This is a genomic window from Bradyrhizobium cosmicum (assembly GCF_032290525.1).
Classification (GTDB): Bacteria; Pseudomonadota; Alphaproteobacteria; order Rhizobiales; family Xanthobacteraceae; genus Bradyrhizobium; species Bradyrhizobium cosmicum_A.
Genome location: NZ_JASXTA010000004.1, coordinates 405,553 through 430,996, shown reverse-complemented (window position 1 = coordinate 430,996; position 25,444 = coordinate 405,553). Strand labels below are relative to the sequence as shown.

31 protein-coding genes are annotated in these 25,444 nt (G+C 61.7%); 14 read left to right on the top strand and 17 right to left on the bottom strand.

What is annotated here, in order from left to right; all coding sequences use genetic code 11:
- Positions 1 to 249: 249 nt before the first annotated feature.
- The gene (locus tag QSV46_RS10495; RefSeq protein ID WP_314949969.1) at positions 250 to 2,448 is read right to left on the bottom strand and encodes a PAS domain S-box protein; all 2,199 of its coding nucleotides are present in this window, start codon (positions 2,446 to 2,448) and stop codon (positions 250 to 252) included.
- A 203-nt stretch (positions 2,449 to 2,651) separates the two neighbouring features.
- Between QSV46_RS10495 and QSV46_RS10490 the strand changes: the two genes are divergently transcribed.
- Positions 2,652 to 4,019, top strand: a complete 1,368-nt coding sequence (locus QSV46_RS10490; protein ID WP_314949967.1) for an extracellular solute-binding protein — start codon at positions 2,652 to 2,654, stop codon at positions 4,017 to 4,019.
- Positions 4,020 to 4,305: 286 nt separating this feature from the next.
- Here QSV46_RS10490 and QSV46_RS10485 read toward each other — a convergent pair whose 3' ends face one another.
- Positions 4,306 to 5,082 (bottom strand): Crp/Fnr family transcriptional regulator, encoded by a 777-nt coding sequence (locus QSV46_RS10485; protein WP_314949965.1) that lies wholly within the window; start codon positions 5,080 to 5,082, stop codon positions 4,306 to 4,308.
- 69 nt (positions 5,083 to 5,151) lie between these two features.
- Positions 5,152 to 5,859 (bottom strand): Crp/Fnr family transcriptional regulator, encoded by a 708-nt coding sequence (locus tag QSV46_RS10480; protein WP_314949963.1) that lies wholly within the window; start codon positions 5,857 to 5,859, stop codon positions 5,152 to 5,154.
- A gap of 1,207 nt (positions 5,860 to 7,066) precedes the next feature.
- Here QSV46_RS10480 and QSV46_RS10475 point away from each other — a divergent pair.
- Both QSV46_RS10475 and QSV46_RS10470 read left to right on the top strand, forming a co-directional pair.
- On the top strand, positions 7,067 to 7,282 hold the full coding sequence (locus QSV46_RS10475; protein ID WP_314949961.1) for a hypothetical protein: 216 nt from the start codon (positions 7,067 to 7,069) through the stop codon (positions 7,280 to 7,282).
- Positions 7,283 to 7,493: 211 nt separating this feature from the next.
- A complete protein-coding gene (locus tag QSV46_RS10470) occupies positions 7,494 to 8,471 on the top strand; it encodes an ABC transporter substrate-binding protein (RefSeq protein WP_314949959.1) in 978 nt (325 codons plus the stop codon).
- Positions 8,472 to 8,631: 160 nt separating this feature from the next.
- Here the strand turns inward: QSV46_RS10470 and QSV46_RS10465 are convergent, their stop codons facing one another.
- The gene (locus QSV46_RS10465; protein ID WP_314949958.1) at positions 8,632 to 9,057 is read right to left on the bottom strand and encodes a hypothetical protein; all 426 of its coding nucleotides are present in this window, start codon (positions 9,055 to 9,057) and stop codon (positions 8,632 to 8,634) included.
- 314 nt (positions 9,058 to 9,371) lie between these two features.
- Between QSV46_RS10465 and QSV46_RS10460 the strand changes: the two genes are divergently transcribed.
- Together QSV46_RS10460 and QSV46_RS41395 are read left to right on the top strand one after the other, a co-directional pair.
- Complete coding sequence (locus QSV46_RS10460) at positions 9,372 to 9,779, top strand: GFA family protein (RefSeq protein ID WP_314949957.1); 408 nt, start codon at positions 9,372 to 9,374, stop codon at positions 9,777 to 9,779.
- Between the two features lie 127 nt (positions 9,780 to 9,906).
- Positions 9,907 to 10,164: a DUF1127 domain-containing protein gene (locus QSV46_RS41395; protein WP_409997162.1), complete on the top strand. Its 258-nt coding sequence runs from the start codon at positions 9,907 to 9,909 to the stop codon at positions 10,162 to 10,164.
- A 111-nt stretch (positions 10,165 to 10,275) separates the two neighbouring features.
- Here QSV46_RS41395 and QSV46_RS10455 read toward each other — a convergent pair whose 3' ends face one another.
- The 8 genes from QSV46_RS10455 to QSV46_RS10420 all read right to left on the bottom strand — a co-directional run bounded on the left by QSV46_RS10455 (position 10,276) and on the right by QSV46_RS10420 (position 14,967).
- Positions 10,276 to 10,776: a heme-binding protein gene (locus QSV46_RS10455; protein ID WP_314949993.1), complete on the bottom strand. Its 501-nt coding sequence runs from the start codon at positions 10,774 to 10,776 to the stop codon at positions 10,276 to 10,278.
- 29 nt (positions 10,777 to 10,805) lie between these two features.
- Positions 10,806 to 11,495, bottom strand: coding sequence for a hypothetical protein (locus QSV46_RS10450; RefSeq protein ID WP_314949956.1), 690 nt, complete (start codon positions 11,493 to 11,495; stop codon positions 10,806 to 10,808).
- An 11-nt stretch (positions 11,496 to 11,506) separates the two neighbouring features.
- On the bottom strand, positions 11,507 to 12,175 hold the full coding sequence (locus QSV46_RS10445) for a hypothetical protein (RefSeq protein WP_314949954.1): 669 nt from the start codon (positions 12,173 to 12,175) through the stop codon (positions 11,507 to 11,509).
- A gap of 65 nt (positions 12,176 to 12,240) precedes the next feature.
- Positions 12,241 to 12,624, bottom strand: a complete 384-nt coding sequence (locus QSV46_RS10440; protein ID WP_314949952.1) for a hypothetical protein — start codon at positions 12,622 to 12,624, stop codon at positions 12,241 to 12,243.
- The gene (locus QSV46_RS10435) at positions 12,621 to 13,199 is read right to left on the bottom strand and encodes a Fe-Mn family superoxide dismutase (RefSeq protein WP_314949950.1); all 579 of its coding nucleotides are present in this window, start codon (positions 13,197 to 13,199) and stop codon (positions 12,621 to 12,623) included. Before QSV46_RS10435 ends, QSV46_RS10440 begins: the two co-directional genes overlap by 4 nt.
- A 37-nt stretch (positions 13,200 to 13,236) precedes the next feature.
- Positions 13,237 to 13,407 carry a hypothetical protein gene (locus QSV46_RS10430; RefSeq protein WP_314949948.1) on the bottom strand — a complete coding sequence of 57 codons (171 nt, stop codon included), beginning with the start codon at positions 13,405 to 13,407 and terminating at the stop codon, positions 13,237 to 13,239.
- A 191-nt stretch (positions 13,408 to 13,598) separates the two neighbouring features.
- Positions 13,599 to 13,910: a hypothetical protein gene (locus tag QSV46_RS10425; protein ID WP_314949946.1), complete on the bottom strand. Its 312-nt coding sequence runs from the start codon at positions 13,908 to 13,910 to the stop codon at positions 13,599 to 13,601.
- Positions 13,911 to 14,022: 112 nt separating this feature from the next.
- The gene (locus tag QSV46_RS10420) at positions 14,023 to 14,967 is read right to left on the bottom strand and encodes a transcriptional regulator GcvA (protein ID WP_314949991.1); all 945 of its coding nucleotides are present in this window, start codon (positions 14,965 to 14,967) and stop codon (positions 14,023 to 14,025) included.
- Between the two features lie 128 nt (positions 14,968 to 15,095).
- On the opposite strand from QSV46_RS10420, the gene QSV46_RS10415 reads away from it, so the two are divergent.
- On the top strand, positions 15,096 to 15,332 hold the full coding sequence (locus tag QSV46_RS10415) for a hypothetical protein (RefSeq protein WP_314949944.1): 237 nt from the start codon (positions 15,096 to 15,098) through the stop codon (positions 15,330 to 15,332).
- 30 nt (positions 15,333 to 15,362) lie between these two features.
- Entirely contained in the window at positions 15,363 to 16,055 is a 693-nt protein-coding gene (locus tag QSV46_RS10410) for a glutathione S-transferase family protein (protein ID WP_314949943.1), read from the top strand.
- A gap of 59 nt (positions 16,056 to 16,114) precedes the next feature.
- Here the strand turns inward: QSV46_RS10410 and QSV46_RS10405 are convergent, their stop codons facing one another.
- Complete coding sequence (locus QSV46_RS10405; RefSeq protein ID WP_314949941.1) at positions 16,115 to 17,023, bottom strand: DUF1259 domain-containing protein; 909 nt, start codon at positions 17,021 to 17,023, stop codon at positions 16,115 to 16,117.
- Between the two features lie 17 nt (positions 17,024 to 17,040).
- A complete protein-coding gene (locus QSV46_RS10400; protein WP_314949940.1) occupies positions 17,041 to 17,274 on the bottom strand; it encodes a hypothetical protein in 234 nt (77 codons plus the stop codon).
- Positions 17,275 to 17,752: 478 nt separating this feature from the next.
- On the opposite strand from QSV46_RS10400, the gene QSV46_RS10395 reads away from it, so the two are divergent.
- The 3 genes from QSV46_RS10395 to QSV46_RS10385 are packed head-to-tail and all read left to right on the top strand — an operon-like array spanning position 17,753 to position 20,190.
- Entirely contained in the window at positions 17,753 to 18,787 is a 1,035-nt protein-coding gene (locus QSV46_RS10395) for a Cj0069 family protein (protein ID WP_314949938.1), read from the top strand.
- A 3-nt stretch (positions 18,788 to 18,790) separates the two neighbouring features.
- Positions 18,791 to 19,387: an ATP-binding cassette domain-containing protein gene (locus tag QSV46_RS10390; RefSeq protein ID WP_314949936.1), complete on the top strand. Its 597-nt coding sequence runs from the start codon at positions 18,791 to 18,793 to the stop codon at positions 19,385 to 19,387.
- Positions 19,384 to 20,190 (top strand): ABC transporter permease, encoded by an 807-nt coding sequence (locus QSV46_RS10385; RefSeq protein ID WP_314949935.1) that lies wholly within the window; start codon positions 19,384 to 19,386, stop codon positions 20,188 to 20,190. Before QSV46_RS10390 ends, QSV46_RS10385 begins: the two co-directional genes overlap by 4 nt.
- Before the next feature lie 82 nt (positions 20,191 to 20,272).
- On the opposite strand, the gene QSV46_RS10380 is transcribed toward QSV46_RS10385, so the two are convergent.
- From QSV46_RS10380 to QSV46_RS10370, 3 genes are all read right to left on the bottom strand, one after another.
- A complete protein-coding gene (locus tag QSV46_RS10380) occupies positions 20,273 to 21,454 on the bottom strand; it encodes an MFS transporter (protein WP_314949990.1) in 1,182 nt (393 codons plus the stop codon).
- Positions 21,455 to 21,593: 139 nt separating this feature from the next.
- The gene (locus tag QSV46_RS10375) at positions 21,594 to 22,961 is read right to left on the bottom strand and encodes an NAD(P)-binding domain-containing protein (protein ID WP_314949933.1); all 1,368 of its coding nucleotides are present in this window, start codon (positions 22,959 to 22,961) and stop codon (positions 21,594 to 21,596) included.
- 49 nt (positions 22,962 to 23,010) lie between these two features.
- Positions 23,011 to 23,328, bottom strand: coding sequence for a helix-turn-helix domain-containing protein (locus QSV46_RS10370; protein WP_314949988.1), 318 nt, complete (start codon positions 23,326 to 23,328; stop codon positions 23,011 to 23,013).
- 127 nt (positions 23,329 to 23,455) lie between these two features.
- On the opposite strand from QSV46_RS10370, the gene QSV46_RS10365 reads away from it, so the two are divergent.
- From QSV46_RS10365 to arsC, 4 genes are read left to right on the top strand one after another with little or no spacing between them, the layout of a single operon-like run.
- Positions 23,456 to 23,818 carry a metalloregulator ArsR/SmtB family transcription factor gene (locus tag QSV46_RS10365; RefSeq protein WP_314949931.1) on the top strand — a complete coding sequence of 121 codons (363 nt, stop codon included), beginning with the start codon at positions 23,456 to 23,458 and terminating at the stop codon, positions 23,816 to 23,818.
- A complete protein-coding gene (locus QSV46_RS10360; protein WP_314949929.1) occupies positions 23,811 to 24,338 on the top strand; it encodes an arsenate reductase ArsC in 528 nt (175 codons plus the stop codon). The genes QSV46_RS10365 and QSV46_RS10360 overlap by 8 nt, the downstream gene beginning before the upstream one ends.
- Positions 24,338 to 25,039 (top strand): MIP/aquaporin family protein, encoded by a 702-nt coding sequence (locus tag QSV46_RS10355; RefSeq protein ID WP_314949927.1) that lies wholly within the window; start codon positions 24,338 to 24,340, stop codon positions 25,037 to 25,039. Before QSV46_RS10360 ends, QSV46_RS10355 begins: the two co-directional genes overlap by 1 nt.
- Positions 25,036 to 25,437, top strand: a complete 402-nt coding sequence (gene arsC / locus QSV46_RS10350; protein WP_314949926.1) for an arsenate reductase (glutaredoxin) — start codon at positions 25,036 to 25,038, stop codon at positions 25,435 to 25,437. The genes QSV46_RS10355 and arsC overlap by 4 nt, the downstream gene beginning before the upstream one ends.
- The last annotated feature ends 7 nt before the right edge of the window (positions 25,438 to 25,444 follow it).

Sequence of the window (25,444 nt, the reverse complement as noted above, 5' to 3'; positions counted from 1 at the left end):
AACACATGGCTGCTCCGACCAACGCCGCAAGTGAAGATTCTCCTTGCCAACCCGGAGCCGTCCACACATGGCCCATCAGCGAAGTGGCAGCACGCCGCATCGAGGTCCGTTCAATTAAGCATAGCGGACTGAATTTGCTCGCGTGGAGTTTTTCGCGTTTTGGGCCCGAAGCCGACGTTCTGAGCCGCTGGCGATCACAGCCGGGCTTCTGCCGCCGAGAACAGTCGTTCGCTCCGCGGTCCTGCAGTCCTATACCGCCGACATGGGGTCGACGTGTCCGGAGGGAACAGTTTCGTCTGGTTCTACAGGCAGCATGAACTGAAAGATGGCGCCCCTAGGTTGATTTGCGCCAGCCCACATCCGTCCGCCGTGCGCCTCGATGATCGAATGGCAGATGGCCAGACCCATGCCCATGCCCTTGGATTTTGTGGTGAAGAAGGGGTCGAAGAGGCGGTCCATCGTCTTCGGGTCCAGTCCCGGACCAGAATCCCCCACGCTGACGAATACGCAGTTCGAGGCATTTCTGCCGGTGCTGATCAACAGCTCCCGCACCCCATCGCCCATTCCGCCCATCGCCTCGACTGCGTTGATGATCAGGTTGAGGATCACCTGTTGAACCTGGACCCGATCCGCTTGAATCGGTGGAAAGTCCTCCGCAAGTTGCGTCCGCACCAGGACGCCATTCTTGGCCGCTTCGAGATGGGTCAGGGCGATGACCTCAAGTACCGCCGCGTTGATCTCCAACGCTACCCTCTGTTGAGGCGCCTTCTTCACCAGGGCTCGGATCCGCCCGATTACATCACCGGCTCGCAGACCGTCGCTGACGACACAATCGAACATCTGCCGAACCTGCTCCAGATTCGGCGGCTGGGCACCCAGCCAGGACAATCCGGCCTCGGCATTGGTGACCATCGCGGTGATCGGCTGGCTGACTTCATGGGCGATCGAGGCCGCGAGCTGCCCCATCATGGTGACGCGATTGGCGTGCGCGAGCTCCGCCTGCGCAGAGCGCAAGGCCTCTTCGGCTCGCTTGCGTTCGGTGATGTGCCGCCCGACGCCGCGGTAACCGACGAAGCACCCCGTCTTATCGAACACCGGCAGCCCCGAAACGGACACATAGCGCTTGCTGCCGTCGCGGGCCGGTCTAGCGAGCTCAAAATCACGGAACGACAGATGGGCATCGAGCGTTTCCCGGTGCTTGCGCCAGGCCTCTGCGTCCGGCTCCAGGTAAGGCACTTCCCAGCGCGTCTTACCGATCTCCGAGTCCGCCGCCGGCGCGTCGACAAGGCTCTCCGCGAATTCCTGGCGGGTAAAGCGATGCTGCGCGTCGGTCTCCCAGTACACGTCGAAGGAGAATTGCACGAGGGTGCGGAAGCGCTCCTCACTCTGGCGCAACGCCTCTTCCGCCCGCTTGCGCTCGGTCAAATCAAGGATGAAGCCAACGCCTTGATTTGTACCCTCTTCGAACATCGCCCCGCCGATTAGCACGGACACACGACTTCCGTCTTTACGCAAATACTCCTTCTCGAATGGCGCGAGCGTCCCGATCAGCTCGAGCTCCGCAATGTTACGTGCGTCGAGGTCGCGCCATTCCGGCGGCGTCAGCATCGTACGGTGCAGGCGTCTCGCGGCGAGATCCTCGCGGTCGTAACCCACGATACGCAGAAACGCGTCATTGGCCTCGAGTATGCAACCTTCGAGGTTCCAGATCATGACCCCTATGATGTTGGAGTCGACGAGGCGTCGAATCTTCCTGTCGCGCTCCAGGAGATCGCTGTGGAGCTGCACGTTCTCCTCGGTCGCCTTTCGCCGGCGCTTCGCCTCGATCCGCGCGAGCGCCATCGCGGTCCCCACCAGGACGGCGCCGATGAGGCCGGCTGCGAGGGTAAGCCGCGTCCTGCGTCGTTCGAGTTCCCCGGCGCGCTTCTCCCAACCTACGAGCTGAAAACGCTCAACGTCCTGCAACAGGTCGATTTGCAATCGGATATCGTCCATGCCGCGGATCATTGCCTGGGCCGCCTGCCCGGATACGCGGGCCGCCGTTTTGACGAGGTCGTCGATCTCACGCAGCTTTTCTGAAATGATCAGAGCTAGATGTCCGGCGCGAAAACTCTGTAACGGATCGTTTGCGACCAGAGTCTGGAGCGCCTCAGTCTCCCGTCGTACGCTTTCGTCCGAGACGCCGTAAGCCTTGAGATAAGCCGGGTCGAGGGTGAGCAGATACCCGCGCCTTTCAGTCTCCAGGTCGACGATGATCGTCCGAAGCCGATCAAGGGTGTCAATGACCTGACCGCTGTGCTCGAGCGAGAGATTGATCGCCTCGCCGTCACGCCAGCTTTGGAGACCGAGAAATCCGGTCACCGCGGACAACGTCAGAAGCGCTGCAATCACAGGGATCAGCGGTCGCGCAAACCATCGCGAAAAGTGGCTCCGAGCAAAAGCTGGCATCGGCTTCGTGTCTTCGGTGACCGCGCGGCGGTCGCATGATAGAATAGCGGGCAGCGCATGCGCGCAAAGATAGCACATGCGCGTTGGCACGGGAGCGGGAACCCAACATTCCCGGCCGCGCATCCCGGCTTCGCAATGGCGCGAACTGACGGAGATGACTCAGCTTCGCATCCTGTGAATGCCATAGCTACGGGAGCACCATCATGGATGGAAACTCATCAAGCGGTCGCGCGCCCGTCAGCCGGCGCAGCTTCGTCAAGGGATTGGGCGCTGCGGGAGCAGTCTTGCCGGCCTTCACCATGTTACCGCGCACGAGCTTGGCCGTGGATGACCAGGCCTATGCCAGCGCCGCAATCGACTGGAAGCAGTTTGCGGGGCAGACGATCACGCTCGCAGGTGCGATCCATCCCTGGTCCAATGCGATCACGCCGCTGTTGCCGGATTTCACCAAGCTCACCGGCATCAACGTCATGACCGACTTTGCACCGGAAACCACATACCTGAGCGCGATACCGATCAGGCTCGCACGCGGCAGCAGTACACCTGACGTTTGCATGTTCGCCACGTACGGCCAGGGCATCTCCGGAGGATGGCTCGAGCCGCTGAACGCTTATTATTCCAAGAAGTCGCTGACCGATCTTCCTTGGTATGACGAGCGCGATCTTCTCAAGACCGCCCGGACTTTCTCGCTGTGGCCGGATGGCGAGAGATACGGCTTTACGATCACGTCCGAGGCGATGACCCTGTTCTTCAACAGCGAAATGTTGGCAGCCAGGGACTTGCAGGCTCCCCAGACTTTCGACGAACTGCTCGCGACCGCCAGGGCGGTCAAGACCGACGCGATATCGGGAATCGCGATGCGAGCCCAGGCGGGCGGCAATTCCACCCCAGCGGCCATGGCTTTCGTGTTCTCTTACGGTGGCGCCATGATCAAGGACAATAGGGCCGCTTTCGCGAGCCCTGAGGCGATCGCGGCCGTCGACATGTACGGACGGCTGCTCCGCGAGGCCGGGCCTATCGGGGTCGGCAGCTATGAATGGTACCAGGTGCTTGACGATTTCCTGCAGGGCAGGACAGCAATGGCGATCGACAGCAGCAACTTTGCGACCGACATCTCCAATCCAGCGAAGAGCCATGTCGCCAAGCAGGCGGGGTTTGCAGCCTTTCCGCATCTCCCCGGTCGCGAACCCGTCCCCTTCATGTCGCACTGGCAGGCGTGCATCAATTCCAAATCAAAGAACAAGCAGGCCGCTTTCCTGTTCCTGCTATGGGCAACGAGCAAGCCGACGTCGTTGCGGACCGCAGCTGCGGGACTGGCAACGACACGGCTGTCGGCCTGGTCGAGCGAGGCTTTCAATAACGCATTCGGCCGGCAAGCCGCCGAGGCAGCACTGAGCAACTTGCAAAAGGCCGATGTCGATCGCGCCAAGGCAGTCCTTTTCCACCCGCAATCGAGACCCATCCAGGATGTCTTCATGATTGGCGTCAATGAAGTCGTGTCCGGAGTCAGATCGGCAAAGGATGCAATGATCGCCGCGGCTGAAAAGGCCAACGCCGCGATCCGCGGATAAGGGAGCCGTCCCGAAGTGGTACGCGCGTCATGGCTCGCGCGAGTAGGCGTGATCAACGTCGGCTGCCCGATGGACGGTGGACTTCATTGCCGGCTGCGGCTGACAGCCGAGTGTGACCCATAGCGGATGTCCCGAGAACCGGAATAAGATGGAGCATGACAAGGTCGCAGCCGCTAAGCATCGCAATTCGGATACCAGACGTGGCTCTCTCGCGTTCTAATCTAAACGCCTTGTTAGGATTCGCAGATGGCGGAGATCAACGCCTGTTGGACCCTCACCGGACAATTCAAATGGCATTTCCCAGGTTCTTGCCAAGCTCTCCAGCGCTGCGGCTGCAGACAGGTGAACGGGCCGCCTCCAGCGCATGAAGATATTCGCGGCTGAACTCGGCTGCGTCCTCCAGCCTGGCCCGATCAAGTAGCTGCACGGTATGATTTCGCCACTCAATGAGGCCCTCGCGTCTGAGTTCCTGAAGTGTCCTGTTCACATGTACGACTGACAGCCCACATGCGTCGGCAACATCCTGTTGTGTAAAGGGCAGATGGAGGCTGCCGTTGTCGAGCAGTCCAACAAGCTCCATCCGGGTGGCGAGTTCGCAAAGCAGATGCGCTATTCTGCCCAAGGCCTGGCGCGCGCCAAGGTTTTCGATCCATTCGCGATAAATGGCTGCATGTATCAGCGTCTCGCGCCAGAATGCTTGCGTAAGCCCGGGAGAGTCGCGCATCATTTCTCTGAGGTCGGCATGGGCCACGGACGCTACAGTCGAACTGCCGACACTGCGGAGCTCATGGTCCATGACAGGCAGGTGTAGCGTGTGGAGATCGGGCATGTCGCCAGCGATATAGAACGATGAGATTTGGTTACGCTCCGAGATCACCCTCTGACGAGACAGAACCCCGCTGACCACGACGATCGAATTCGTCGGCCTGTCGCCTTCGCGCACGAGATATGCGCCATTATCCAGCGTCTTCAGCTTGTACCGCATGCGTGCGAGCCTGGCTTGATCCTGCTCGGAAAGTCCAGCGACTGCCTGCAAACGTGCGATCAGCTTGCGATGTGGCATGATACGTTATCCATTCCGCGGCCCAAGACCGCCTCTGACCCGGAGCGGACTCCAGGTCCAGCAAACCAGCTAAGCCGTGCTCCGTCCCTCGCCTAGCAAGTGCCGGTGCTGCTCTTTAACCGTTTCGTAGCACTCGCAGGCTCCTTCACGCAGACCTTCGACATCAGTGATTTCGATCTTGCCCCGCGTGTACTTGATCATCCCGGCTTCCTGAAGCGTGCGAGCTACGGTGGTTACGCTCGTGCGCCGGACGCCGAGCATTTCAGCCAGAAACTCCTGCGTAAAAGGAAGATGATCGCTTCCCGACAAATCGCGGGCGCGCAACAACCACCGGCAAAGACGGGCATCAACTTCATGATTGGCCATGCAAGCCGTTGATTGCTGCGCTTGCGCAAACAAGGTTTGCTCGTGGCGCATGATCTTCGCAATCAGGGTCTCTGATTGCAGGGCAGCGCCCTTGAATGCAGCCGGATCGCACATCATCGCATCGCCGCCGAGTTGGACGATCCCTCTGCTCATCGCGACTTTTCCATCCAATGCCGACGCCATGCCGATAGCGCCATCCCTGCCCACCATTGCGGCCTCCGTCATTTCGCCGGTCGCAAGGGTCACGACGAGAGACACCACAGCGCCGAGCGGAAAGTAAACGGAATTGATCGTGTCGCCCGCTTCATACAGCACTGTCTTTTGCTGCAGATGAGTGGCTTTGAGGTGAGGCCGCAGCGCGGCCGTGTCGCTGGCGGACAGGGACGCGAGTATCGCGTTGGCGTGAAGCATTTTGCGCTCCCGGTGGAAGGCGGGAGTGCAAGAACTCTCAGTTGCCGACGCCCAGTTTTATGGCCGGCAATGATGCACGCTACCACGGGGCCAAACCCGGTTATGCCCGGTAGACGACTCAGCCGGTGCTATTTTAGCAAAAGAGCCGCTGCTGGGAGCGTTCAGGAAAGTGCCGATATTGGGAAACAAGCGAAGAAACGGCATCCAACAGTGCCGAACATGGATGTCTCCTGTTGAGCCCTTCGCTGCCGTTAAAATGGTGCCGCAACATGTCGGTTCAGAAGGGTAGACCGGAAGCTTGCAGCCGAGCGTATAGCGGAAGCACCGATCCCAGATCGGCTCGGACTCAGCCGTCGACGTGAAGCTCTGGAAAAACTAACGGCCCGCTCGCACAAGCGTCGTCAGGTTCACTGAGGTCTCTAAACCTGCGAGAGGGGGTCAATACACGTGCAGATACTTTCGGGCGGATCTCAGTGAAACCAGCTGACATTCAGCCGAGCCGAGGCATTTCCCCTTTTGGCCCCTTAGCCGAAGGTCGCTTGACGTCCCGTTCTGTCGGTTCTCAAAGGCAAATCCTCTGCCGATTTGCGATCCGGCTGCATCAGCATCCGCTTCACCTCTTCGGCTTGCTCCACCGTAAGATCGGCCGCCCAATGGGTCCCAATCAGAGCTGGCCCTCTGCGTTCTCGATCATAAACCATCCAACCCGTCGTTCCCTTCCGTATGAGAAATCTGGACTGTGAAGGCGCATTCTGATCCGACACACATGCCTCCCTTCGCTTGCCACTAAGTAATTCGACACTCGCGCACCGCGCATTTTCATATGTGAATCTAAGTCGGGAAAACGTGGCAAGTTCCTGGGTCTCGGAACCATCGCCGATGTGCGGACTAATCTGATTTAATGGCGGCCAAATTGAACGATCTCGGTCCCAAGGTTCGTTCTACCTCGATGGAAAAGAGACCGGGATATGTAGGCAATCAAGCGCAAGCTGGCGCACGGTCGCCAGCTCGCGAACGATTTGCCGCATCACCATGAGGTGGTTTCGCGGACCTGGCGTCCGACAGTAGCCCTTAGGCGGACTCCAGCGCTCGGCAGTTCTTCCCCGCTGAGGTCGCTGCCCCAGAGACAAGGGTTGGGGCAAGAACGGCAAAATGAGCGGAACGGTGAAACTTGGATCGGGTTGATCTAGCATCGTGGAGCGCTTCGATGGACAGGACCTCGATCTATGATGAGTTGAGCCGTGTTGAGGCCGAAGTGGTCGCAGCAGAGCGCCAACTTGCAGAACAGGAGCGACTAGTTCTCGACTTGAAACGGGAAGGTCAAAACATCGCAAGCGCCGAAAAGGAGTTGGAACGGCTGCGTGAATGCCAGCGCCTACGCGATCAAGACCGTCAAAGGCTCCTATCACTGCTGCAGACCTGAGACAGCCAAATTACTACCCTCGCAATCGCACCTTGTTTGTTGGTGCTCCTTGACGAGGGGGCGACCGGAAGTCCCCCCTGAAGTCAGTAGCGTTTTTTGCAGGCATGGGCCATCGCACCGCTTTGCGGCGCAGCATTGCACCTTACCGAGTGCGACGACCGTCGAGGACTGGTACTCTGCATCCGTCTCCTCAAGCTGCAATGAGGATCGAATGAAGCGGCGAGAGTTCATAGCGGCCGCTGCGGCGTTACTCGTTTCGACACGGCGTTTGCGGGCGCAGAGTAGACGCCATCGAATTGGCTTTCTTGCTGTAGGTGACGGCGGGCAGACGCTTAATCAAGCCGAGCTTGCGTTGTTTGATGGGCTGCGAAACCACGGTTGGATAGACGGAAGAAACCTGACTATCGACTATCGTTTTTCCCTGCCCCCCGACCGACTGCAAGCTTCAATTGCCGATTTGATTGCTCTCAGTCCCGATGTGCTCATCGTCGCGGCACCGCAGGCAACCAAAGCCCTGAGATCGGCAACTGCCACCATTCCCATTGTATTCGTAGCTGTGGCCGATCCGGTAGGACTTGGCCTCGTGCAAAGCCTAGCGCGTCCGGGCGGCAACGTAACGGGGCTTGCGACCTACGTGCCGGGAAATTTCGTCGCAAAACGAATAGAAATCCTCCGGGAAGTGGTGCCTGACGCCTCGCGAATTGCGATCCTGACCAATCCAGACAACCCGATGCACAGGCTGTTATTAGCGGATGAGGTACCCAGTACGGCCCGCAACCTGGGCATGGCTTTGCCGATAGTTCAGGCGACCACGGCCGAGGAACTTGATTCTGCCTTTGCTTCTGCCGCCGCTCAGCGTGCCGATGCAATCATTGTTTTCGGGGATACTCTCACTGTTGTCGAGGCCCCCCGAATTATCGCGCTCGCGGCGAAATATCGTCTGCCTGCGGTTCATTTCTCACGACAGTTTGCCAATGGCGGATTGATCGTCTACGGCCCCGATATAGCCGATATGTTCCGCCGTGCAGGCGGCTACGTCGACAAGATCCTCAAAGGCGCCAAGCCGTCCGATCTGCCGGTAGAGCAGCCGAGCAAATTCGACTTCGTGATCAACATGAAGACTGCCAAAGCACTCGGCCTCGCCGTGCCGACCTCGTTACTCCTCCGCGCCGACGAGGTGATCGAATGAGGCGCGGTTTGCTGCGATGCATGAGTCTCTTGTTGGCCCATAGCGGTCATACCGCGTTCCAAGTCGACGACCGCTTCTGAGCTGAAGCTGACACCTCTCCGGTCGAAAGCCCTTCGAGTATGGCAGGGAGCACGATCTCAACCATCAGGCGGCGCTCCGCTTAACGCTCCTCGGTCGGATGCACCCATTTGTAGGGCGTGATGCTTTGCGTTGCGGTCAGCTTGATCATGTGGACGGGCGGTGCGGAACGTCCCTTTCGGCACGATCGGCACTTGAGGGACGCTTCCAGCTTCCAGATCGGCGTGTCGCGCGGCCGGCGGATCGCATCGAGCGGCAAACTCGCCCGCGCCTTGCACCTGTTGCACTCGACCTCGAGCCAGCCCATGCCGCCGTTGAGGCATTGTCCGATTGTCGGAGACGGCTGCGAGGGACCGCCGTAACCTTCCATGCGGACCGACCAGGCTTCTGCTTCGGCACGATCGGCCTCACGGACCGCCTTCCTGGCTTCTTCGCGGGCGTGCCTGGCGGACATCTCCGCGCCCATGATCCGGCCGCTCCAGATGACCTCTCGTGATTTGGTGCCCATGCCACCACCAAAGCGGCACCCGAGCGCGTTGGCAAATTATCGATAGCTGGTAGGTCGGATCCGCAATTCGATACTGCGTGTCGTGGGTGTGGACAACCGCGCGCAATTCTCCGGCGAAACGGCCCGGCACCATGTTGCACGGGAAGCTCTACGTGCTTGAACACCATGGCCAGACCGATCCGGAGAACAATCGTTCCAATGGCGGGAGTTGTCACGCGACAGTAGGACGCAACCGCAGATCGATCTGCGACGTTGAAGCCGCAAATGGCGGGAGCTATCGGTCTGCCAAACCTGCCTTCAATCGGGAGGAACGCATGAGCACCATCACCGGCGGCTGTCACTGCGGCGCAATCCGTTATCAGGTCGAGGGCGAAGCGATCGTGCACGCGCTGTGCCACTGCCGCGACTGCCGGCTCCACGCCGGCGCTCCGGTCGTCGGCTGGACCATGTATGCGGCTGATGCCGTCAAGGTCACCAAGGGCGAGCCGAAGGTTTATCGCTCCTCCGAACATGCTCGGCGGCACTTTTGCGGCGACTGCGGGACCGGCCTGTTCTATGTCAACGCCACGATGATGCCGGGAGTCATCGACATCCAGAGCGCGACCTACGACGATCCCAATGCCGTGCCTCCAACGATGCAGATCCAGGTCGCCGAGCGTCTTCGCTGGATGGAGCATGCACACGAACTGCCGACGTTCGACCGCTTTCCTCCGCAGCCGTAGCATCGGAAGGCGCCGTCGGCGGTTGTCCGCCAAGGAGAAACATGGTAGCGATAGGCTTCGGGTCAGACACAACCGCCCGACCAGCTTTCGAGCCAAGCGTTGTTTCGCTCCATTACGGAGGTGAAACATGTCTTGCGACAGCACCACTGGCTCAATCACATCCAGCACAATCGTATGCCCTTCTCCAAACCCTCGATGGTTCTGGAGGTTATCGCTCGCGCTGCTGGAAGGAATAACGCGGCGCCGCCAGTACGACGAGCTCCTCGAATTGGACGACCGGCTTCTCGTGGACATGGGCTTATCGAGAACAATCGTTGGGGAAGCTCGACGGCGTTACTTCTCAGGTTGGCGCGACAAATCGGAGATCGTCATATCCTGTCGATAAGCGGCCACGCCTGGGCGTGCGAAGGCGGCGCGTCTGCTTATGTCTACGGATCAGACGGCCGCCAAGCTCGCGAAAACTGGCAGACATTCCAGTCGCGATGTTGACGCCTCCTCAGAACTCCAGCTTGTCACGTATGGCGTCAATTCCGGCCCGCGCGCACGCTTCGTCCGCGTCGCCGCCCGGAGCGCCGGAGACACCGACCGCTCCGACCAGCGACCCGCCGGCTTCGACGATCAGCCCTCCTCCAATGATGACCGCTCCGGGAAGGTTGCGAATGCCGGACTGCATCATGCCCGGCTGGCTGATCGCATTCAGCTCGGTCGTGCTGGTCTTGAACGAGGCAGCGGTCCATGCCTTGCCGGTCGCCGTTGGGGGCGTATGGGGGCCGGCAAAGCGGTCGCGCAACATCACCTGGGTGACGCCGAAGCGATCGACGACAGCGACCGCAACCTGGTATCCGCGGGTGCGGCAGCTATCCAACGCGGCGCGCGCCAGATCGAGCGCCAGTTCCGGACCGAGTGACTTGTAGGCGACCAGGCCCTCTTCCGCCCGTACTGGACAGATGGACGCAATCAGCAGGGCCGTCGCGACCGACAGGCATCGAACATTCATGGCAATCTCCGGCATAGGTGACCAAACGTCTATTTGATCTCACCATATGTCAGATCATCGAACAGGGTCACGCTATCCGCCTTGGTCCACAGGCCGATCATGCCGGCGTCGGCGATGGTGGCGTCCTCCACCTCGAATAATTGCTTTCCGTCGTAGGTCACCTTGAACCGGCTTCCCGCGAAATCGCAGCGCAGCACGTGCCATTGCCCCGACGACACCGGCGCGCTGACGCCATAGCCGCCTTTGCGACCTACGATCTCCAGCGACGTTCGAACGCCCTTGATCGTCTTGTAAAGCACGACGTTGTCCTCCAGCGCGTTAGCGCGGACAACGTAGTAATTGTTGGCATCCTTCGCGCGCCAGACGAGTCCGGCAGCGCGATCCTCCGAGCCGGAGACGGCCTTGAATTTCACCTCGACAAAGCCGTCGCGGATGGTGGTATCGCGCTTGATGGCGAGGGGAAACGTCGCCCGTCCGGACTGCTTGAGAACGTTCGGCTTGCTTGGCGCCGTGGACTCGGCCTCGACGGTCCATTTCGGTTCGCCCCTGCCGGTCATCGTCAAAGTCCACCCTTCGGGCGATGTTCCGGCAGCAGCGTTGTCGAAATTCAGGGTCTCGGCCACGGCATTTCCTCCTACTAACAAAGCCAGCATGGACGCCAGCGCAAGCCTGGCGCATGCAGATGGTCGCGACGGAATGCTTGCGGGGGTGCACATCATCGATTGTCCTGTCATCGACGTTCACTAGATCGAGAAGGAATGCGGCTCGCTCCGCTATCGTCCCGATATGCCGGCTGCAAAATGCCGTCGAGCGGCCCGCCGAGCCCCGTCGGCATCAGTTCGATCCGTTGGCCGCTCAGAGTAACACGATAGCAGCCATCATCTCTCTCTCCGAGATCGAGGCATAATTCGTCTTCCTCAACACGCCATTTGCCAATCTTCTTCGCGCCCATCGAATAGCTCCGAAGCGTGCCGTCCGGGTCGTAGACGAAACGGTAATGGACTTCATCCGTGAGCTGCTTGCCTGCAAACCTTGCTCGAATCTGCTCGCCGGTGAGGGTCTGCATACCCTTGGCTGCGGCGAAACCAGCATGGAAGCTGACCAGTCCGCCGGCGCCGGCAGCGAGAGTCGCGATGAAACAAGTCGCTCGCAAACTCCTCGGCACCATCGCCCTCACTTCTTGCAGGCTTTGAGACACATCTGGTACTCGGTCTTGCAGGCTGGCCCGGCGTAGTTCTTCACGCACGCTTTTTGCTGTTCGGCGCATACCTTGCAGGATGTCTGAGCCTGCGCCGTCGCGCTCCCAGCCAGGAGACCCGTCAGCACGCATAAACCAAGAGCTGCATTTCGCATTGGATTTTCCCTTCGTGAGGTGCGCCCTGCGCAGCGCGCGGGACATTCATTTTGACTTTCCTTGAGACTGGCCGCGCTCTCCGATGCCCGCTGAGTGAGGAACGCGTCGTCTCATTGCTTCGCTTGGTGAGCCATGACCATGGCTTCCAACGATTTCTCATCCCCGTTGGCGCGCATCCTGATATTCGCGCCCGACATCCAGACCTCGTTGCAGACGAGCGAGGTGCTCCCCGGCTGCGTCATGCAGAGCCTGTCATCGCGAATTTTCCAGCTTCCGGTCCAGGAATCTCCCGACTCCGAACCAACGAGCGAGCCGTCTGGCCGAAGGTAGAGCGTCCAGTGCGCGCCATCCGTGATGTCCTTGCCGACCATGCGTGCACGTATCTGTTTGCCGTCAAGCATCCGAAACTGATCTGCCGCGCGTGCTTCGATCGTAAGCACCAGCAGCGCCGCACAACCGATCAGGCGCAAGGCATGGTATGGGGCGCGCTTCATTCCTGCATCCCGTCATAAGCCCGCTGCACGACGCTCCAATTGACCGCCGCCATGAAGACATCCACATAGCTGCCGGCCTTGGCGCCATAGTCGATGTGATAGGAGTGCTCGTACATATCGAGCGCCAGAACCGGCGTCCCGCCGGCGAGGGTGTGACAGTGATCCGACGCCCACTGGTTGACCAGCTTGCGGTCGCGCGGCGACCACGTCAGCAAAACCCAGCCGGAGCCCCCGCCGAGCGCCTTGCCCATCGCCATGAATTCGGACCGCCACCGCTCGTACGAACCGAAGTCGCGCGCCAGAGCCGCCTTCAGCCCTGCGCCCGGCTCGCTCTCGTCGCCGAGGCCGTCGAAGAACACCTCGTGCAGGATCATCGAGTTGGCCGCGATGAGCTGTTCGCGCTTCAGGCCGTTGATCAGGAAGCCTGGCGTGTTGTCAAAGTCGAGCCCGGCCAGTTTTTCCTCGATCAGGTTCAGGCGTTTGACCGCCCCGCCATAGTTGTTCTCGTAATGGCTGATTATCATCCGCTCCGACATGCCGCGGATGCGACTCGGGTCGCACGACAGCGGCTTCATGACATAGGCAGTCCTCCAATGAGATCACGGAAGAGTTTCAAGTTGGATCGCTCGCGATGCCTGGCTGCCGGTAGACCGGCGGCACGGTGATCCCACCGCCGACAGCGAGGCCCTGGCTGGCGCGAGACGAATGAAATGGCTTCGAGAGGGGATCGGCAAACGGCAGACATGCGGCGTCCTTGTCGAATGGGACGCGATTCTTGGGCATGTCGCCTCACGGGGAGATCGCTCCCCCGTGAGGCAAATATTACGCAATGGGCGGATTTGTCAAATGCTGTCGGAGCTCTGTTCTAACAACTGAACAAAGCTTCTCCTCTTCACCTGCTGGTGCTCGTGATCGTGTAGTCCGCGAAATACATGTGGCTGTCGGCTTTCGACCACAGAATATTTGATTGTAGCTCAACGACGCTCGGCATTGTCAGGCCGGGCGCGCCAATCACGCCCCACCGTTTGATGATCCTGATCCGATTGATCGGCTCGACCCGCGCGATCGCCATCGGCGTCGCCTTGCGCCTTCCAATCACGTTCGATCTTAACGTCTTCGGCGTTCTTCCTGTCTTGTTCTCGGGCCTGCTCAGCTTGCTCAGGAGTCCGATCCGGCTGCACCGGAACGGTCGCCTGCGCCTGACGTGCAGGAGCCGTCTCATCGGCGCGCGCGGGATTGAACGTACAAGACAGTAATACTGCCGCTGTGATCACCAAGACACGCATGCTTTCCTCCTTCGTTCACTGGAGGGTAACGGCGGGCACAAGCTTGGGTTCGGAACGCTGGCAGCCGTTTCGGTGCTGCAGTGCGCCCTAACGTCTGGTCTTGGCTGAACGATCAGGTCGGCCCGTCCCAACGTCCTGACCCTGGCATTCTCATGAGTTGCAACTGCCGCAAGTCCTGCGCCGCTTCCGCCATGAGCCAGTCGCGGAAGATCACGATCTTTGGCAGGGATGCCGTCGCCTTCGGACCAACGATCCAGTAGGTCTTCGACAGGGGCGAGGATTCCTGGAAGGGCAATACCAGCCGACCGTTGATCAAATCCCAGGCCGCCAATGTGGTCCGGGCAAGGGCAATTCCTTGTCCATTGATCGCCGCATCGATCACCATGCTCGCGCGATTAAGCACCGGGCCATGACTGACATCGGCATCATCGATCCCGGCGTCACGCAGCCAGTTGGCCCAATCGGATCGACTGTCGAGATGAATAAGCGGAAACTTCAGGATGTCGGCGAGCCCCGCGATACGGCGGCGTCCCGACAGGAGTTTCGGACTGCATACGGCAAAGAGCCGCTCCGCGGAAAGCCTGACCGCGTCCAGGCCCGGCCAGTTGCCATCGCCGTGACGCACGGCTAGATCGACCTCCTCGCGGGCAAAATCGACGTGATGCAGCGTCGCAGACACGCGCAAATCGATCTCGGAATGCGCTTCGGCAAACTGACCGAGCCGATGCACCAGCCATTTTGCGGCAAAGTCCGGCGAGGTGCTGACCGTGAGGACGCCGGCACTCTGACGCTGAAGCAGCCGCTCGGTCCCGGCGGCGATCCGGTCCAGTGCATCGCGTATCACCGCCAGATAATCCCGGCCCGCCTCCGTGATAATCAGACGCTGGCGCTCGCGATTGAACAGCTTGACCGCAAGTTCTGTCTCCAGCGCCTTGACCTGATGGCTCACCGCTCCTTGCGTGACGCACAGCTCCTCTGCCGCACGCGTAAAGCTTTCATGGCGGGCCGCGGCCTCAAAGGCCTTCAGCGCGTTCAAAGGCGGCAAATGCGGGCGCATCGCGAACACATCCGGCAAGGTCATTAGAAAAACTAGGGCAGGCCTGAAAAACGATGCTTTGCGGCCCGGGCCTTACTCGCCTTATGAGGCAGGCGGCATCACGAAATCATGGGGTTTGGAGCCGTTTCATGTCAATCCTTTTTGCCAATACGGCCGTTCGCTGGTGCGTTCGACGCAAAGCGGCAGCCGAAGATCATCAACCCAGTTCATGGCTGAAACGCCTGGACAGCTGGCTGTCCTACAGCGAACGGGCTCATCAGCGCGCGGCCTTGCGCGACATCGCGGATGATCCGCACCTGCTCGCCGATCTCGGACTCACCCGAGACGAAGCTCTCGCGCAGGCCGACAAGCCATTCTGGAAATAGCAAGCCTAACCAGCACAAGGGAGGAGAATCATGGCCGAGCCGATCGTTTACGGGTTTCCCCGCAGCACCTTCGTCAACATCGTCCGGCTCGTCCTTACGCACAAGGACGTGCCTTATGTCTTCAAGGACCTCGAAACCGTGATGGGCAGGGCCGAACATCTGGCGCTGCACCCGTTCAATCGCGTCCCCATCTTGCGGCACGATGATTTCACCGTCTATGAGACCAGCGCAATCGTCAGTTACATCGACGATGTCTTCACAGGATCCCGCCTGACCCCGCAGGACCTTCGCGGGCGGGCGCGGATGAACCAATGGATCAGCGCGGTCAATTCCTACTTCTATCCGTACATGATCTACCACGTGACGCACGAACGCCTGGTGTTTCCCGAGCTTGGGATCGCCTCGGACGAGAAGGTCGTATCGCACGCCTTGCCGCAGATCGAGCTGGGGCTGGGCGTGATCGAACGCGAACTGGCGCGCGGCGCCGATTATCTGATCGGGCCGGAGCTCACGCTTGCCGACTTCTACATGCTGCCGTGCAGCTTTGCCTTTGGCCTCACCGACGAAGGGCAATCCATGTACCGGAAATTTCCCGCGTTCGGCCGCTGGCGCGACCGAATGGAGAGCCTGCCCACGACACGGCGGCTGCGCGCTGGCTTGCCGCTACGCGCGCCCATCCCGCACGCGCGTGAATGGGCGACGTCGCATCGGCCGAAGTACTGACTCTGGTGATTGCGCGCGAATTGTTCCACCGGACATTTTCGCGCGCAGCGCTGCTTGCGTCAGCTCTTCGTGCTGGCCGTCTTGTCGAGCGCAGCACGCAGGCCTTCGGCGAGCTTGACGGCATCGTCGTTGGCCCAGAAATGCATGAAGAAGAGCCGCGGCTGTTCGTCGAGCATGTGGCTGTGCAGCGCCGTCACCTCGATGCCGTGCGTCCGAAGCGCCAGGATGACCGGATTTACCTCGTCACTGGTCAGGACGAAATCCCCGGTGATGGCCGTCTTGCCGCCGCCGGTCGGCTGGAAATTGATGGCGGTGGCGACACCCATCGCGGCGACGGGGGTCAACAACATGCCGTCTTCCGTTATGGGATCGCGCCGCTTCACGTTGAACTGGTAGACGCCGCCATTGGCTTGCCCCTTGACGCCGATGATCTGATCGAGCTTCGCCGTGTCGAGGTCGATGGCGGGCGGCGGGTTCGCCGGCGCCGTGACCGTCAGCGGGGTCTTGCTTTCGGCCAGGGCATCATGGATCGCCGAGGCCAGCTTGACCGGGTCTCCGTGTCCGGCGACGTGCATGTAGAACGTAGCCGGGCTCGCACGCAGCAGGTGATTGTGCACAGCTGTGATCGCGAGCCCGCTCGCGATCATCTTCGCCATCACGGGATTGACCTCGGTCTCGAGCAGCACGAGGTCGCCCATGACCATGGCGCCGCCATGCGCAGGCTTGAACGCGACCCAGCCGCCCAATGCCAGCGCCGGCTTTATCGTGACGCCGTCCAGGGTCACGGAGAGGTCGGTGCGGGGAAAGCCGTAGCGGCGGACGTCGTCCGAGACGGCGGGCTTGCGGCCCAATGTCTCGTCAACTTTCTGCCAGTCGGCGTTCTGGGCATATGCCGGGATGAAGGGGCCAAAGCGAAATGCAAGAAGGCAGACGCCAATGGCCGCCATGGCCCAGATGATTCTTTTCATCATGCTACTCCTCAAGCTTAGTTTCGCTCTTTGACCTGGCCGCTGCTGTCGACGACGAGCGTGACCGCCTTGCCGTTCTTCACCGCCTTGGCGGTGATGCCCTCTGGGGTCGACTTTATGTCGCTGACCTGCGAGTAGCCGGCCGCCTGGATCCTGGCGACGAGTTCCTCCTGTGTCAGGGCGTGTGCGCTCGACAGCCCGCCCGCGATTGCAAGCAACAGAACGGTGCGGAAGATTGTTTGTGTTCGCATGTTCGTTCTCCTGATCATGACCCCTGTCCCAGGTGACGTCCGTTTCGCGATCATGCCCCGCCTCGATGCCACAACGCGCAAGAGGCTCCGGGGATAGAGGCGCATAGCGATGCGACCGGCGCTGATGCCGCGCCGGAAGTCAAACCAATCTGCCGGATGAAATCGGGAATGTATGATGACATGCTGCGCCCTTGGTGATCAGGACGCGATGCTTGGGCATGTCGCCTCACGGGGAGATCGCACATCCCCGAACCCTAAATAAAAACCCGAGGGCGGGAGCTGTCAACCGGCGTATGCTTCGGGCAGCCCAGTCGCCGGCGACCGTCACGAAGAGTTCACCGCTCCGGCGGAACCGCGTCAGCCACCGTCTTGAAACTCGCGGACGGCCTCGCTAGTGTCCTTTGCGTGGGGACAAGGCAGACTCCCCGTGAGGCCTCGGTCCAAGCTCTGCGCAGCACGCCATTCGTGGAGCTAGCGCATGAACACCGAACGACACCCTTCTCACCAACACACCGTCGCCATCCTCTCACGCGGAGACGCTGCCGCGCGGCGGGATGCGACGGCGCCGAACAGCCGCTTCGTCGGCGTTTTCGAAGCACTCGCCGCCCTCGGCATCGAGGCACGGCCGGCGATCTACGACGAAAGCTTTACCGAGGAAGTCCGCGAGCAGTTGCTCGCGGTGGACGGCGTGCTCGTCTGGGTCAACCCCATTCAGGACGGTCGAAATCGCGCCGGTCTCGACGCGCTGCTGCGCGACGTCGCCGCACGGGGCGTGTGGGTCAGTGCTCATCCGGACGTCATTCTCAAGATGGGCACCAAGGAGGTGCTCTATCATACCCGCTCGATGGGGTGGGGATCCGACACGGCTCTGTATCAAACCGCCGAGGCCATGCGCGCCGGGTTGCCGACACGGCTCGCCACAGGTCCGCGCGTGATCAAGCGCAACCGCGGCAACGGCGGCCAAGGCGTGTGGAAGGTCGAGAGGCTACCGACTTCCCCGATGATAAGGGTGCTGGACGCCACCAAAGATGGCTCCGAAGAACTGACGCTGGAAAGTTTTCTCGGCCGCTGCGCCGAGTACTTCGAAAATGGCAGCGTGGTCGATCAGCCATTCCAGCCTCGGTTGAGCGAAGGTGTCGTGCGCTGCTATATGGCGGGCGATCGCTGTGCGGGCTTCGGCCATCACAAGGTCAAAGCGCTTGTCGACTCGCCGGCCGCGCGTTCAGGCGCTGGACCGCGGCTGTACACATCCAACGCAGACCCGCGCTTCCAGCGGCTGCGCCGGCTGATGGAAGACGAGTGGACGCCGCAGCTGACCTCGTTGCTGGATATTCCGAGACATGATCTGCCAATGATCTGGGATGCCGATTTCATGCTTGGCCCGGTGCTTCCCGACGGGGGCGACAGCTATGTGCTCGGCGAGATCAATGTCAGCTCGGTGCATCCTTATCCGGACGAGGCGCCGGCGGAGATCGCCGGGCGGGTTGCCGATCGGCTGCGGCGCAAGCTTTGACACATGCTGACGGTCCGCGCGCTCAAGCGCTTGCACATCTGCGTTTCGTTCGATTTGCAGGACGGCGAATGCATTGCCCTGCAAGGACCCTCTGGCGTAGGGAAGACCCAACTGCTTCGCTCGATCGCAGATCTCGATCCCAACGAAGGAATGATCAAACTGGACGGAACGCTCAGGGAGGCCATGCCCGCGCCGGCCTGGCGAAAGCGAGTGACCTACCTCGCTGCCGAGCCGGGCTGGTGGTCGGACACCGTACAAGATCATTTCACCGGCTGGGATGATGCCTTACCGCTGGTCACAAGATTGGGGTTGCCGCCCGGTTGCGGTCCCTGGCCGGTCCAAAGACTTTCGACCGGAGAGAGACAACGGCTGGGGCTTGTGCGGGCGCTGATGCTGCAATCGCGGGTTCTTCTGCTGGACGAGCCGACCTCGGGCCTCGATTCGGCATCGACGGCGGCCGTGGAATCCTTGATCGCCGAACGCCTTTCGAATGGAACGAGTGTCGTTTGGAGCACTCATGACAACGCCCAGGCCCGCCGCGTCGGGTCGAGGGTCCTTATGATGAATGCCGACGGCGGAATCGAGGAAAATCGGCCGTGACCTACATTCATTTGGCGTACGGTGATGTGGTTCTGCCCGCGCTCCTTGTCGTCATGGACGGCGCTCTCTCGCTTGCTCTCCGCCTCAAGCTTGAAAAGCAACTGGCGATTGCCACCGTGCGGATGGTGCTTCAGCTGGTGCTCGTTGGATACGTATTGACGTTCCTGTTTGCCGCGGTCTCGCCGCTCTGGACCGCCCTCGCAGCCTTCATCATGGTTCTGTTCGCATCACGGGAAATCGTCGCACGGCAAAAGCGGCGCCTGCCGGGTGTCTGGAGCTACGGCCTGGGCGCCGGATGCACACTGCTCGCGGCCGGCACCGTGACGATCTTTTCACTTATGACGGAGCTCCGCCCGGATCCCTGGTATCATCCGCGCTATGCGCTGCCGTTGCTGGGCATGATCCTGGGCAACACCATGACAGGAATAAGCCTGGGCCTGGACGTGCTGACAAATGGCCTGGTGCGCGAGAGGGCCGCGATAGAAGCTCGCCTTGCGCTTGGCGGCACCCGGTATCAGGCGCTGCTGCCGGTGCTGCGGGATGCAATGCGGAGCGGGCTGATGCCGACCATCAATGCGATGGCAGCAATCGGCCTTGTCTCCTTGCCGGGGATGATGACCGGGCAAATCCTTGCGGGCGTCGAACCGATAGACGCTGTCAAATATCAGATCCTCATCATGTTTTTGATCGCCGGCGGAACAGGATTGGGAACTCTCGCTGCCGTGATGGGAGGCGCTCGCCTTCTCACCGATCATCGACATCGATTACGCCTCGATCGAATTCTCGCTGAAAAGTCTACTTAGACACACCTCCATGCACCTCACACTGCGGCCCGACAAAGGCAGCACTCATCCGCGACGACGTGGCCGAGTGAATTGCGCGACCTCACATCGACTGCGCCCCGACAGGCTGGCCCTTCCGCGCCCAAAGCAGCGCCAGCGGACCCAGCGCGATGCCACCGGCAAGAACGATGAAAGCCAGCAACCAGCCGTTCGCGCTCTGCGGACCACCGGCCGCGTCGAGCGCGGCGCCGGTCCCCCAGGCTCCGAGTGCCGACAGGCCGAAGCCGACAGTCGAGTGCAGAGCGAGCGTCGCGCCGCGATGTTCGGATGCCGCCGCAGCCGACATGCCGGCGGTCAACGCGCCTGAATCGGCCGGGACGGTGAGGCCATAGACGAGCAGCAGCAGCGCGAGCACCCATGCGGGGGCTGTGGCATTGAGCCCGATGACCAGCGCGACGCAGGCGGACGCGATCATCACGATCGTGATCGCCCGATGGCGGCCGAATTTCAGCGCGGCTTCGTTGCCGAGGATGCTTGCGGGCATCGAGATCACCGCGAAGCAGAAGCTCAGCACGACGGGACCCAGCCACGAAGGCGCGCCTTGATGCGCGACGACGAAGGTCCAGAACCCGACCAGCCAGGTGCGGATGCCGTAGAGCTCGAAGCAATGGGCGCCATAACCGAAGATGTATCCGAGCGCCTCGCGATTGGCGAAGACAGGCGCGAAGTTCAGAAGACGCCCGGCCTTCGGCACAGGCCGGCGCCCGTCGATCAGGAGACAGGCGACCACCATTGCGACGGGACCAAAGCCAGTGACGACGAACGCGGTCCGCCATCCCCACCGGTCGGCGATCAGTTGTGCCACCAGAAACGAGAGGCCGACACCGACCGAGAAGCTCGACGTGTACAGCGTGACCGCCCGCGAGGTGTCGCCGGCCGGAAGCCGGTCCGTCAGCGCCTTCAGGCCGGGCATGTAGGCGCCGGCGAAACCAAGTCCTGCGAGCGACCAGATCGCGGTCGCCGACCAGAACCCTTGCGCCAAGATTCCGAATGCCGCGGTGGCGAGGCCGCTCAAGATCGAGCCGCAGAGCAGCACGAGCCGCGCATCGATGCGGTCGGTCAGCGTCGTCAGCACCGGCACCGCGAGCATGTAGCCGAACGCATAGCCGCTCGCCATCAGGCCGCCTTCGGCCGCGGAGAGGCCCCAGGCCGGCATCAAATGCCGCGCCAGGTTTGCGGACAGCGTCACATGCGGCAGCAGATTGCCGAGCTGGCCGATGCACATCGCAGCAATCAGGGAACGGCCGCCGAGGTTAGGAATGTGCTCCTCCATCGTGGGGTTTGGGCAGGAGCAATAGCGCAACAAACGCGGAGAGCGAGGCAAGAACGGTGATCCACAACGCCTGGCTACCCATGTGCGTGCCTCATGAGCAGCCACACCCCGAGGCGCCGGCCTTCTTGGCCGTTTCGTCGGCGGCGCAGCAGGCCGACACCTCCTCCTTCGCCGGCCCGCCGCAGCATCCCGCAGCGGCCCCTGACTCGACACCACCGCGGGTGCAGACGCCGGTCTCCGGCAGCACAAGCTCGACCCTCGCCGCAGCCTCCTTGTCGCCCGCGATATCGGCGACAATCGAGCGAACCTGCTCGTATCCTGTCATCATCAGGAAGGTCGGCGCGCGACCGTAGGATTTCATGCCGGCGAGGTAGAAGCCCGGCTCGTCATGCGCGAGCTCGCGCGCGCCGTGAGGACGCACGGTCCCGCAGCTATGCTCGTTGGGGTCGATCAGCGGCGCCAGGGCGACCGGTACCTCGATGGCGGGATCAAGCCGCAGACGCAGTTCGGACAGGAACGAAAAGTCGGGGCGAAAGCCCGTCGACACGATCAATTCGTCCGCGATCAGGCTTCGCGCGCCGCAACAGGCGCCGGCCGCGATCTTGAGGCGACCTTCGGAGTCCGAAAGATGCGTGACGCCGAATTCGGTCTCAACCCTGATTTTTCCGGATGCGACGAGCGCGGCAAAGGCGCTGCCGAGCTCACCGCGTGCGGCAAGCTTGTCGTTGCTGCCGCCGCCAAAAGCCTTCGCGGGATCGGCGCCGCGCAACAGCCAGACGGGTTGCGTCCCCGGCACCTCGTCGGCGAGACGCACGAGATCAATCAGCGTGCCCACGGCGGAGTGGCCGGCACCGAGCACCGCAACCATCTTCCCGGCATATCTGGAACGATCGGCACCCCGGACATCCGGCATGCCGGAGGCGACGTGCTCAGCGCATTCACGCTCGCCGATCGCCGGCAGACCATTGCCGCCGGCCGGATTGGGGGAGAACCATGTGCCTGACGTATCGATCACGGCATCTGCGCGCAGAATCTCGGGGCCTTTGCCGTTCTGGTAGCGGATTTCGAAAGGCGCCTGCGCGCGCCCCCTCGTCTTGGCCTTGTCGAATCCGACGCGGCTGATCGCCGAGACGCGGCTGGAGGTCCGGACCACCTCGCGCAGTGGCGTTCGCGTCGCGAGCGGCGTCAGATATCGCTCGAGCAACTCGCCGCCCGTCGGATAGGACTGCGGGTCCGGCGAATTCCACCCGGTCGGCGCGAGCAGGCGCGCGGCGGCCTTGTCGACATTGTACTCCCACGGCGAGAAGAGCTGGACGTGGCTCCACTGCCGAACCGCGTGTCCCGCCTCGGACCCGGCCTCCAGCACGACCGGCGACATGCCGCGTTCGAGCACGTGCGCGGCCGCAGCGAGGCCGACAGGTCCCGCCCCGATGATGGCAACCGTCTTCGTTTGGCTCATTGCGCTCATCCCATCTTTCTAGAACCATCGAATAACTCGGCCCAAGAAATCAGGCCGCCGTTTTGGTGTCCTTGCATTCGGCTTCGTCCGCACAGCACTCCGACACCAGGAAATCCACCAGGCCGCGCATCGAGTCGTAGTTCGCATGGCAGACCAGGGTCGTGGATTCGCGGACCTGACTGATGAGGCCGACAGCGACCAGAGACTTGATATGATGGGACAGCGTCGATGCGGGGATCTTCAGCTTGTCCTGCAAGCGGCCGACGGGCATGCCCGGATGACCTGCCCGAACCAGGGTGCGATAGATCTGAAGCCGTGTCCGGTTGCCCAGGGCTTCCAGGCGTGCTGCTGCGTCATCGATCTTCATGACGGCCAACATGCATCCTGCCTCCTCTCGACGTCAACGCTATTTCTAGAATATTCGAAATATTGATCGCCTCTGGGGCACGGTTCCCGGATTGACGTCCTCGTAATAATTCCATAAGTCTGGATATATGGAAACAGAAGAAGCCGTCCTCGCGCTTGCCGCTCTGTCGCAAGCCACCCGTCTGGAGGCCTTCCGGACGCTGGTCAGGCACGAGCCCCAGGGCCTCGCGGCCGGCGACCTTGCCCGCCTGCTGGAGGTCCCGTCGAATACGCTTTCAGCCCATCTGTCGATCTTGACGCGCGCGCGGCTGGTGACCTCCGAGCGGCACGGCCGTTCGATCGTCTACCGCGCCAATCTCGCCGAGTTCCGGGACGTTGCGGTTTTCCTACTGCGCGATTGCTGCGGCGGACGGCCGGAAGTTTGCGAGCCGGTGGTCGAGACCCTGCAAGCCTGCTGCTCGCCAAAACGAAAGGAGCGAAGCCGTGCCTGATCGGATGTTCAATGTGCTATTCCTGTGCACCGGCAATTCGGCGCGCTCGATCCTGGCCGAGTCGATCCTCCGCAAGGACGGCGCCGGCCGCTTTCTGTCTTTTTCGGCGGGCAGCACGCCAAAAGGCGCGGTACATCCGCTGGCGCTGCGCACGCTGGAGGCCATGGACTATCCCGTCGACGGGATGCGCTCAAAGAGCTGGCTGGAGTTCGCCGCACCCGATGCGCCGGTGATGGATTTTGTCTTCACTGTTTGCGACAACGCCGCCGGTGAAGCCTGTCCTCTTTGGCCCGGCCAGCCGATGACGGCGCACTGGGGCATCGAGGATCCCGCCGCGGTGGAAGGTACGGAGCTGGAACGACAGGCGGCGTTCAATGCTGCGTTCCGCTATCTCAAGAACAGGATCGGGACCTTCGTGAGCCTCCCGCTGCGGAGCATCGACAAGCTCTCGCTCGGCACCAAGCTCCGCGAGATCGGCCGCTCCGAGGGTGCAACACATTCGACGCCGAAAGCCGGCTGATGGACACCTTCGATCTTTCGCGTCGCCTCGCAGCTGAAGCCCTCGGCACCGGCATTCTCGTTGCCACAGTGGTCGGCTCCGGCATCATGGCGGAAACGCTGACCAAAGATGTCGCGCTTGCGCTTCTGTGCAATACCCTGCCGACCGGGGCCATTCTCGTCGTCCTGATCACCGTGCTCGGCCCGATCTCCGGCGCGCATTTCAATCCGGCGGTCACGCTGGTTTTCACCGGCAGGCGCGAGCTGCCGGTAAACGAGGCTGCGCTCTACGTCGTTGCGCAGATCGCCGGCGGCATTGCGGGAACGATGGCGGCACACCTGATGTTCGCTCTGCCCCTGCTCGATCTCGCGACGAAGGTACGCACCGGAGGGCCGCAATGGTTCGCCGAAGCCGTCGCCGCTTTCGGACTGGTCGCCACCATCCTCGCCGGCATCCGTTTTCAGCGCACCGCCGTCCCCTGGCTGGTCGGGCTCTACATCACGGCGGCCTATTGGTTCACGGCATCGACGTCCTTCGCCAATCCGGCGGTCGCGATCGCAAGGTCACTGACGAACACGTTCTCGGGCATTCGGCCCATTGACCTGCCCGGCTTCATCCTTGCGGAGCTCTGCGGAGCGTTCGCCGGCCTGCTGCTGATGAACTGGCTGCTCGGTCGCCCCGAAGTGCGGGGCCCTGTTCCAATCGCGGAGACGCCCCGATGACCGTCACGATCTATCACAACCCCGACTGCGGCACCTCGCGCAACACACTGGCGATGATCCGCCAGAGCGGCGTCGAGCCTGTCGTCATCGAATACCTCAAGACGCCGCCATCACGCGAAACGCTGGTCGCGCTCGTCAAGGCCATGGGCATCTCCGTTCGCGCGCTGCTGCGGGAGAAGGGCACGCCATATCGCGAACTCGGCCTCGATGATCCCAAATGGACTGACGACGAGCTGATCGACCAGATGCTTGCGCATCCGATCCTGATCAACCGTCCGATCGTGGTGAGCCCGAAGGGCACACGTCTGTGCCGCCCCTCTGAAGCGGTGATCGATCTTCTCGATCATCCCGTCGGCCGCTTCGTGAAGGAGGACGGCGAGGTGATTGAAGCGCGATAGCGCTTCA